This window comes from Rhodovibrio sodomensis (genome assembly GCF_016583645.1).
In the GTDB taxonomy this organism is placed as follows: domain Bacteria; phylum Pseudomonadota; class Alphaproteobacteria; order Kiloniellales; family Rhodovibrionaceae; genus Rhodovibrio; species Rhodovibrio sodomensis.
The window spans coordinates 1-10,164 of the sequence record NZ_NRRL01000150.1 but is presented as its reverse complement, the minus strand read 5'-3'; the positions used below and the strand labels follow the sequence as shown (position 1 = coordinate 10,164).

Here is a 10,164-nt window from a genome sequence, read left to right as displayed (position 1 = left end):
CTCACCGACGGCCGGCCGACCTACGGCGCGCGACTGGGGGCGCGCGGTCGGCCGGCCTGTTCGGCCGGGCCTGTGGATCGCCCCGAGCCAGCCGTCACCGGTCAACGTGGCTGACGCTCACCGGCCAACGTTATTGTCGCTGAACAGGCGATCTCAAAACCCATCTCAGAACGGAGGAGACCGCCTTGCCATACGCTACTGTCGAGACAGTCCGAGATGCCGTCGCCGCCCTTCATGACCACGGCGTGCAGCCGTCGATCCCGAAGATCCGCAGCCAACTGGGAGGCGGCAGCTACACGACGATCCTGCGCTGCCTGCGTGAAATCAACCATGAAAGCTCATCGGAGGTTCAAAGCGAGGACACGCCAGGCGCTGACACAGGCTCCTTGCCCGATAAAATTCGCAAGGGCATTGCTGGCCTCAGTACCGCTTTGACGCACCTCGAGGAAGACATCCGAACGTCCATTGAGAATGAGCTCGCCGAAGAGCATCGCCGTCTGCGGGAGGCTCACAACGCAGAGATCAACCGTCTCAATCAGACCATTGACGAGGCCCGGACACAGACCGACGGCGCAAGCCGGGACACGCAAGAGGTCTGCGAAGAACTCGACCGCGCGCATTCGGATCTTGAACACGCTCGGGGAGAGGCCGAGCGTCTCAGCCACGAGCGGGATGAACTGAAGACATCATCAGACCAGTTGCAGGAAGCCCTGCGCGAGCTCCAAGCCGAGCGCGACAAGATTGTGGCCGAACGGGATGCAGCCCGTGATACGGCCGAGACCGCCCGAGCTGCCGCGGACCGGGCGGAGGGGGAGCTCTCGCGCGTGCTCACTGACAGGCAGACTGCGATTGCCGAGCGCGACAGGGCGACTGCGGCCCTCGACGAAGCCCGGCAGGAGCTGCGCGAGACCAGCGGCCGCCTGGCGACCGCGGACGCGCGAGTCGCAGCGCAAGACAGCGCGCTCGCGGCATGCCGTGAGGCGCAGGACCAGGACCGACGAGAGACCTCAAAGCTGCAAGAGTCCCTCCGGCAAGCTGAAGCTGCACGTGGGTCTGCGGAGGGTCAGCTCGCGGCCCTGAGGTCTGCATATACGGCCGAGCACGAAGCCTGGGACCGTGAACGCGCCGACCTGTTGAGCTACCTCCGCCCTGGAAGCAAGAGGCCGCAGCGTAAGGCCAGCAGCTCCAAGAACGACCCGTAAACGAACAAGCGCCCCCGGCAGCAGATCGTCTCCGTCGTGCCCCTCCCCTCGGCATAGGTGACGCCGCCACGACGGTTGTTCCCCGGCGCCAGCGAGGTGTTCGGACGTTGATCCCATCAATTCTCCTCTCGGAGCCCAAGCGATCATCTGGGTCATGATGAAAAACGTCGACGCTTACGCCGGCGACATCCGCGTTCGACCGCACGGACCCAGCTCGGGCTGATAAAATCCGACACCGCGCGTTGTGAGGCTCCGGGAAATCGATATCTCAAGATCGAGTCCCCTTCTGTTCCTGGAGCCAGAGCATGACGAAGTCCGAAGCCGCCACCCGCCTCGGCTACTCACCCCGCCAGGTCGACAGGTTTGTCGAACAGGGCCTGCTGACGCGCGGCGGCACGCCGGGTAAAGCCTTGTTCGCTCCGGAGGAGGTCGAAGAGCTGCGGCGGCGCCTTCTCGCCGGCGACCTGATTCCCGGTAACCGCCGCGGCTGCCAGCCTGAGGGCCGGCCGTGATGCGGGGTCCGAGCCGCCATATCCGTTCTTTTGGAAAATCAGAGGGTTACGAGGCCCGGACGCCGACGGGCGGTTCTCACCCGCACGGGATGGCACCGCGCTGGTGGCGTCCATGTCGCGACCTGGCGGCGTCCGTCGGCGTCCGGCGCGATCTGGCGCGAACCGCCGTGCGTCCAGGGACCGAAATCGCGGCACACGCCCATATCGCCGGCACGACACCCTGACGGAGCACCTGCATGAGTAAAGCCCGCCCTGCCCGCGCCGTGCCGACGCCCTCCCCGGCCGCCGCCGCGTTACGGTCCTACTGCCAGGAAACCGGAACGTCGATGCGCGCCCTCAGCCTCGCGATCGGTCGCGGGGAGAAATATATCGCCGACATCTGCGGCGGGCACAGTCGCCATCCGGATGTCGAGGGGCTTCGGGCACTGGCGCAGCACACGGGTTTGCCGCTCACATCCCTGACCGGCGGGGACGAGACCGGGTGCGCCGACGTAACGGAGGAGCTGGCCGGGACCGTGCGCGCCGGGCTTTTCATGACGGACGTGCTCGCCGCTGTCCGCGACGACGACGCGCTGACCCCAGGTGGCCGGGACAAACGCATTCGCAACATTAAAGTTTTCTGTTTCGGCTGGCTCAAAAGGGATCCGAGCGCGGTTCCGGCGGATGCCCGCTGGCTCTCCAACTACATTCTGGAAAAGGGTTGGGGTCCGGCGGCGCTCGGCGTCAGCGAGAAGCGATGGAATGACGTGCTCTCGAGCGTCCGCCGCGGGCTCGAAACGGCCCGCGCGATCCCGCGCCAGAACAAGCCGATCACGGCCGTGGGCGCCGAGTGGCGTGGGCTCTACGACAAGATCGATGAAAGCTGGCTCGCGACCAGCCTGAGCCCCTTCATCCGGTACTGTGACGCGCTCGGGCTGCAGCCGTCGGATGTCACTGACGCGACGATCGGCGCCTACACGGAATTCCGCGAGGCTTACGACCTTTCGACCAGCCCGACGAGCCGCAAGATTGCCAAACTCCGGACCGCCTGGAACCGCGCCGCCGCCACCGTCGACGGTTGGCCCAGCGTCATCATCACGCTCGGAGCCCGTCAGCGGTTGAATCTTCCATGGACTGCGTTTCCCGACAGTTTCCGGGAAAGCTGGATAGCTTACGAGACCTCGCGCGGCGTTCCTGGATACGCCAACCACAATCAGATGACGCTGCTCGAGCGCGCGAGAGCGCGTCAACCTGAACACCAAACCGTGCTCGACGGCAAGATGCGGCTGGGTGACATCACCCCCCTCGAGGACAGCACGCTGCGCGCGCAGGAGGGAACCGTACGTTTTCTCGCCTCGGCAGCCGTGCGCACCGGCCTAGTGACCGCGGATGAGTTGTCGAACATCGGCGACATCGCCGCCCCCGAGCTCGTCGCCCATGTCATCCACGAAGATGTTCAGCCCCGTCTGGGCCTGGCGACCGGGTACGCCGACAACCTCGTCAAACACGCGGCGTCGATCGCACGGCGCTGGGTCCCGGAGATCACCGCCGACGAGCTTCTAATTTTCCGGGCCCTCCGTGCTGAGTTGGCGACCGAACGAGAAGACTCCGACGGGTTGTCGGACCGTGATCGCCGACGCTTGGCGCCTTTCCTCGGCGACGTCGACACGATGGCACGCCTTGTGAGCCTGCCTGCCTGGATCATCGAGCGCAACGAGGCGAAGCGCGAACGCGACGGCATCGTCACGCGTGATATGGCGCGCGATGTTCAGGCTGCGGTCGCCATGCTGATCGAGCAGACCCTGCCAGTCCGTTGGGGCGATCTGACCCGGACCTTACTCGACACCAACATCATGCTGCCGGCGAAGCCCGGCGGAACCGGGATGCTCTATTACCGCATCAGCAAGACCCGGAAGAAAGGTCGCCGCAAACAACAAGCCCACCTCAGCGCCTGGAAGTGCGAGTTGATCCGCACGTTTATCCTTATCTACCACCCGGTTCTTGCCGCAAACGATCCGCTGAACCGGCATCTCTTTCCCGGTCAAATCTCGGGGGAACCGACAACGCGCCTGGGAGACGATGTTCGGGCGCGCGTCTACGCGTGGCTGGGATACACAGTTAACCCACATTTGTGGCGCAAACTGATGGGCGGTTACCTGCTCTTGCAGACGAACGACATGGAAAAGGTCGCTGACCTGCTGGGCCACGTCGAGGGCTCACGAGCGACGCGCGTGTACGTGGAGATGAAGTCGGCCTGGGCAGCCCAGGAGCTTGATGCCCACGTGACCCGTCTTACCGAGGCCACACGTATGCCGGATGACATCCGGCGACGCCTCGCCCAGTTGTAGGATTGTTTTCGTGCCTGTCAGTTTCCCGTCGGTACCTTTCGAAAATTGGCCTGATCAAGCCCGAGCACGCTGGTCGGAAAGCCGGACGGCACAACATTGGGTCTCCAGCTATCGCAGGCGCGTGGCACGCGCGTACGGGCGTCTGCTTTCGTATGCCGGCAAACCCGAGGTCACGCAGACTGACCTGCCGGACGCAGTCCAAGCTTTCTGCGGCGCGGCCGAGGCGCGCCTGACGTCCTCTTCCGCGATCACCTACACCGAGGAACTCACGTATGCGCTCCTGATCGTGCATCCCGACGTCGATTGGACCTGGTTGCAAACGCGCAATCGCATCCGCCGCGCGGCGCTGCGGGGTGTCAAAAAACGCGAGATCGGAACCGGCGGCGCGCAGGATCGGGGCGAACGCGACGGGCATACTTGGCCCGGAGACCAACAGCAGCGCCTTCAGCGCAGCACTGGGCGCGTGTCCGACAGCCTTCGCAGTCGCGTCGCATCCACCGGGTGGACACCGCGGAGCCAGAGACAGGCCGCGTCACTGGAACCGTCTCGCCCCGTGGCGCAGAGCATCGCGACCTGGTCCGCATCGCGGCGGACGGCCGTTGTCGCGACCTGGGATCGTTATCAGCGTCTGGCTGCTCAGATAGACCTTCCGGCGATCCCGACCCCGAACAGCCTGGATGCTTTCGTGAAGGCGGTCGTCACGAGAAACTCCGACATCTCCGAAGTCAGTCTCGCCGACTATATCGGCCGGATTTATGCTGCCTGTTGTTTCCTATACCCTGAGCAGAACTGGTCTTGGCTCAAACACGACTGGCGCGCCATGAAGGCGCTGGCGGAAGCGAGCCGGGACAAACGATCGCAGTTGGTCCCGATCGAGGAGCTGTACGGCTTCGGGCTGCAGCTGATGCACCGGGCCGTCGACATGCCCCGCACGGTCGAAGCCGCGACAATGTACCGGGATGGCCTTTTCATCGCCCTGCTCGCTTTGCGACCGAAGCGCCGATCCAACATCACGTCGCTGAAGGTTGGCGGCACACTGCTGCTGGACGCCAATGGGATCCCCGAGAAGATCGTCTTCGCGCGGACGAAGAACGGGGCGCCTTCGGCCACGCCCTACCCGTCCCAGCATCTCGGCGTCTATCACGATATCTGGTGGCAACAGTTCCGACCGATCCTGCTCGGTGATCGGCCGGACCGGGGCGACGTCTGGATCGGAAAACAGGGCGAAGCTGTCCGACACGACCAGTTGTGGCGCCAGATGCGGAAACGAACCGCCGCTCCAGAGCCTGTCGGTCTGGGAAGAGCCATCGGCGTGCACATCGTACGGACCATTTACGCGACCAGCATGGCAGAGGCGACTTCAGATCCGACGTTGCTTCGCCTGACGCCATGGATGCTCGATCACCGGGACCCGCGTTCGATCGAACCGTACAACCTGCAAGCCAGAGGAATGGCAGCGGCAGCCGAACTTGAACGAGCGGCTGACCTCCTGCGCGTCCGAGATCAGCGTCCATAGGGCTTGGTGGCCTCAAAACTGGACAGGCGCGCGCGATTGTCCTGCCGGCTCGCAGGTACCGCAAGAATTCGCACCGCCAGCTGAAATTACGAACCCCGTACACCTGCATATTGGTGCCGGCCGGCTGTGGTATCGCCGGTCGAGCCTGCCGGTGGATGTTGTCAACCCACCGCTACAGCGACCTGTGCACTGGCAGGAAATTCGCTGCATAGGCCCAGGCCGCCCTCTGTCCAAACTGTCGGATAAAAAAATCGCCAAGGCCTCCAAAAAACTGGGGCGATGACCGGCCCAAAATTCACAGCCGCCCCCAAGTCGTGATCGAGAGTTGCCAATTGACAACGACGAGAGGAGACGACTCATGTCCGGTAACATCATAGTACATTTTTTTGTTGGCGACGGCGACGTCCAGCAAATCGTCCACGAAGGCTGCACGCTCCGTTTGCAGAACGGCCGCGTCGAGGTTCGCCGTCAGCATGACAACTCCGTTGTTGCCTACTACCAAGAATGCGCCGTTCTGGCTGTGCAACTGAGCGATTAGCCGGGAGCACATTTCTCCCTTTCGCTGCTCTGAACCCACCCAACCATGTGAGAAGCTACCATGATGGCTCTGATCATTGGCCCGTACTACTACGAGGTGCTCGCCGTCCTCACCGACACCATCGAAGCGTCCGGAGGGCTGATCCGCTGGCAAGAGGGTGTGCCCGTTCGCCGAGAAGATGGCTGGTACCAAGCGACGATCTGGCTACCGCGATCTTCGCGAATCACTCCTGCCGAGCTACGGGAGCGTGCCGAAAAGCGTCTTGATAGTGCCTCAGCGTCAGGATCGCTATATCCGCATGCCGCGGGCGGGAAGACATGCGGTTGCAACCGTTGATACATTAGAAACGGTCGAGATTTCTCAGTCAGGGAACCGATGTTTTGCGCCGAACGATCATCGTCGATTCCGTGCTCGCCGCTCGCGAGGCTCGCACCCACGCCGCCCGGAACCATGACCACGGGTGCCAGGTGATGAGTGTCGACCAGGCGGCCGCCCGGCTGGCCGGCGGCTTCCTTCAGCCCGTGCCGCGCGAGCACCTCCAGGGCGCCATCCAGAACGCCCTCGCCGAGACCGACATCGGGCCGCTCAACCCCGTCCGCGAGCTGCCAGGGATGACACGTGCCGCGACGGCGACGCTGCGGCGCGCGTGGGACGCGGATCTGGATCTCGCCAACGGAGACGAGCGCGAACGGGCCCTCGCCGCGCTGGAAGCGGCCGCCTGCGCGCGCCTGCGGCCGTCCATGCGCCGGCCGCGCGACCTAGTGGACGCCGCACGGGGGCGACTGAGCCACGCTCCGGCTGTCCTCGGGCCCGTCACGATCTACCGCGTGCCCGACGTGCCGCCCGTCTGGCGGCCGTTCCTGACGGCCCTGGCCGAGCAAGTGACGGTGGACTGGGTGCCCGGCTACCGGCCCGTGCCCGACTGGATCCAGGGCACCGCGATCCGGCTGGCCGAAGCTGAGTCGAAGGCGCCGGCCCGCACGGCCGTCAGCTGCGCCAACGCCCGACACGAGGCGATCGAGGCGGTGCGCTGGGCTCGCGAGCTCATCGCCGCGGGGCACGCTCGGCCGCAGGACATAGCCATCGCGGCGGCGAGCCCGGCAGACTGGGACGTCCACTTCCAGGCGATGAGCCGGGACGCCAACATCCCCGTCCACTTCGCCCACGGGCGTCCCGTGGTCTCGCGCAGCGAGGGCCAGGTCTGCGCCGCGCTGGCCGAGGTCCTGCTCAACGGCCTCACCCAGGACCGCGTGCGCCGGCTGGTGCCGCTGCTGCGCAGCCAGTGCGGCCGGCTGCAGGACCTCCCGCCGGACTGGACGCGCGTACTGCCCAAAGACGCGCCGCTGACCAGCGCGCGCCTGTGGCGGACGCACCTGGCACGCGTCCCAGCGTGGCCGGACGACCACGACTTCTCCGCCGGCCTGATCGACCTCGTCGACCGACTCGAGCTGGGCCCAGATCGCGCCGAGGAAGTCGGTGAAGCCCTGCTGTCGGGCGTCAGCCGGGCCATCTGGCGCCAGGCGCTCGCCGAAGGGCCAGCGGACGCGCTGGACGTCACCCTGCAGGGGCTGCGCCTGCCCGACGACGTCGACCCCGCGGGGGCGATCGTCTGGGGCCCGGCGAGCACGATCGCCGGCGCGCCGCGCCCCTACACCCGGCTCATCGGCGTGACCAGCCGCGCCTGGCCGCGGCGGCACGGCGAGGACCCGCTGCTGCCCGACCACGTCGTGCCGCAGGAGAAGCTCGATCCGGTGCCGGTGCCGGAGCGCGACGAACGCGACTTCCGCGCCCTCGTCACCGGCGCGTCGACGTCGGTGGTGCTGTCGCACAGCCGTCGCGACGCCGAGGGGCGCCAGCTCGGCCCGAGTCCCCTGTGGCCGGACGATGTCCCGGTCACCTACCTGGAGCGGGCGCGCGTCGCCGGGCACGTCATGAGCGAGGCCGACCGGCTGCTCGCTCGGCCGGACGAGTTCCGTCGGACCGCCCTGGCGCGCAGCACGCGCGCCTGTTGGCGCGACTGGCACATCGGCGAGGTAACGGCCCACGACGGCCTGATCCGTGCCGACCATCCCCTCGTCGCCGAGGCCCTGACCCGGCCGCAGTCGACCGGCGCGATCCAACGGCTCCTGCGCGATCCGCTCGGGTACGTCTGGACGGAGATCCTGCGCTGGCAGGAGCCGGAGGCCGACGAGGAGCCCCTCATCCTAGATCCGCCCACCTACGGCAGCCTCGTCCACGCCGTCTTCCAGGATGCGACACGCCGACTGGAGGCCGGGCCTGGCGTCGCCAACGCGAGCGCCGAAGACATCCAGGCGGCAGCGCGCGCGGCGGTCGAGGCTGTGGGGCCGGATTGGGAGGAGAAATACCCGGTGCCGCCGACCCTCATCTGGCGGCGTCACCTACAGCAAGCGGAGGCGGCCGTACCCAAGGCTTTCGCCGCGGAGTTCGGCGACGGCGGCCCGGGCGCGCTCGCCGGCCAGCGGAGCCTGACGGAGGTGCCGTTCGGTCAGACCGGCTGGCAGGACCGCGACAGCCCCGCGGACACGCCGCCGTGGGACATCCACGCGCCCGTGCAGATCCCGGACACGCAGGTCACCATCAACGGCCGGATCGATCGGCTGGACCTGGCCAAAGACGATACCGCGGCCGCGGTGGTCGACTACAAGACCGGCAAGCTGCCCAAGGGGCGCATCGAGGTGCGCGGCGGCAAGGAGGTGCAACGGTGCCTCTACGGATTCGCAGTCACCGCACTGCTGGGCGGGACGCCCGTCGACGCGCGCCTGGTCTACCCGTTCGACGGCAAGGCGCTAACGCTGGACGACCCAGCGGCGACGCTGACGGCGCTCGCCGCCTACATCGAGATTGGCCGCCAGCAACTGCTGCAGGGCCTGGCCCTGCCCGGCGAGGGCACCGAGGACAAGTACAACGACCTGAGGTTCGGGCTCCCTGGCGACGCCAAAGACCGGTACTTCCGCGACAAGCGCGGCCTGTTCCACGCGCGCCTGGGTGAGCTCGTCGACGCCTGGAGCCTGACATGACCCTGATCGACCAGGAGGCCCGCACGCGCGCCCTGACGGAGCAGGACACCACCCTGCTCGTTGAGGCCGGCGCCGGCACCGGCAAGACCGCGCTGATCGCCGGGCGCGTCGTGCGGCTACTCGCCGACGGCACCGATCCCGCGAACATCGCGGCGATTACCTTCACCGAGCTCGCCGCCGGCGCCCTGCAACAGCGCGTCACCCGGTTCGTCGACCGCGTGCTCGCCGGGGCAGTGCCGCGCGAGCTGGAAGCCGCGTTCCCGGGCGGTCCCACAGCCGAGCAGGTCGCGAACCTCAAGACGGCGCGCGGCCGGCTGGACCGGCTGAGCTGCACAACCATTCACGGGTTCTGCAAGCAGCTGATCGGCCCCTACCCAGTCGAGACTGGGACGGACCCGGGCGCGAAGATGATGGACCCGGCACAGGCAGACTTGGTCTTCGACGAACTGCGCGACCGGTGGCTGCGCGAGCACCTGTCCGACGCCGGCGACCGGCCGTCCGGCAACTACGACCTGCTGGCGCACATGCTGTTCAACGATCCGGACCACGCGGTCGCCAAAATCAAGGAGGGCGCTGCCGCGCTGCGGCGGAACCGGACGGCGACCGCGCCGCCCGTGACGGTTCAAAGGGCCGACCTGGCCGACTTCGAGGCGGCCGTCGACGAGCTGGCGCGGCACGTCGGTGGCCTAGGGGAGCCGAGCTGCGACGACCTTCTTGAAGACCTCCAAGGGCTACGCGACGCGCTCGCGCGGGCCCTGGAAAGCGGGCCCGACGCCTCAGGCCTGATGACTCTGGCAGAGCCGCCACGGATCGGGCCGATGAAGAAGGACACCACGGCGTTCCGCAACTGGGGCCGGAAGGGCAAGGTCGTAGCGGCCGCTCAGCGGCGTGGCGCGTCGAAGGGCTGGTTTTGGAACAGGGGCGAGCGTTAGCGTAGGGCGGGCCCTCCTGACCTGAAGGAGGAGACGATGTCGAGGAAGAGCCCGCGTAAGCTGACGCCGCAGTTCAAGTCCAAGGTCGGCCTGGCCGCG

At 66.9% G+C, this 10,164-nt stretch carries 7 protein-coding genes; all 7 read left to right on the top strand.

The genetic code is table 11. The annotated features are described in order from the left end of the window. Window positions 1-185: 185 nt before the first annotated feature. A complete protein-coding gene (locus CKO28_RS25010) occupies window positions 186-1,202 on the top strand; it encodes a DNA-binding protein (RefSeq protein WP_200343700.1) in 1,017 nt (338 codons plus the stop codon). Between the two features lie 305 nt (window positions 1,203-1,507). Then, window positions 1,508-1,714 carry a hypothetical protein gene (locus CKO28_RS25005; RefSeq protein ID WP_200343698.1) on the top strand — a complete coding sequence of 69 codons (207 nt, stop codon included), beginning with the start codon at window positions 1,508-1,510 and terminating at the stop codon, window positions 1,712-1,714. A gap of 236 nt (window positions 1,715-1,950) precedes the next feature. Continuing rightward, on the top strand, window positions 1,951-4,041 hold the full coding sequence (locus CKO28_RS25000; protein ID WP_200343696.1) for a site-specific integrase: 2,091 nt from the start codon (window positions 1,951-1,953) through the stop codon (window positions 4,039-4,041). Between the two features lie 121 nt (window positions 4,042-4,162). Then, window positions 4,163-5,557: a hypothetical protein gene (locus tag CKO28_RS24995; protein WP_200343694.1), complete on the top strand. Its 1,395-nt coding sequence runs from the start codon at window positions 4,163-4,165 to the stop codon at window positions 5,555-5,557. Between the two features lie 358 nt (window positions 5,558-5,915). Then, window positions 5,916-6,095, top strand: coding sequence for a hypothetical protein (locus CKO28_RS28130; RefSeq protein WP_207168923.1), 180 nt, complete (start codon window positions 5,916-5,918; stop codon window positions 6,093-6,095). 380 nt (window positions 6,096-6,475) lie between these two features. Then, entirely contained in the window at window positions 6,476-9,133 is a 2,658-nt protein-coding gene (locus tag CKO28_RS24985; protein ID WP_200343690.1) for a PD-(D/E)XK nuclease family protein, read from the top strand. After that, on the top strand, window positions 9,130-10,065 hold the full coding sequence (locus CKO28_RS24980; RefSeq protein ID WP_200343688.1) for a UvrD-helicase domain-containing protein: 936 nt from the start codon (window positions 9,130-9,132) through the stop codon (window positions 10,063-10,065). The genes CKO28_RS24985 and CKO28_RS24980 overlap by 4 nt, the downstream gene beginning before the upstream one ends. The last annotated feature ends 99 nt before the right edge of the window (window positions 10,066-10,164 follow it).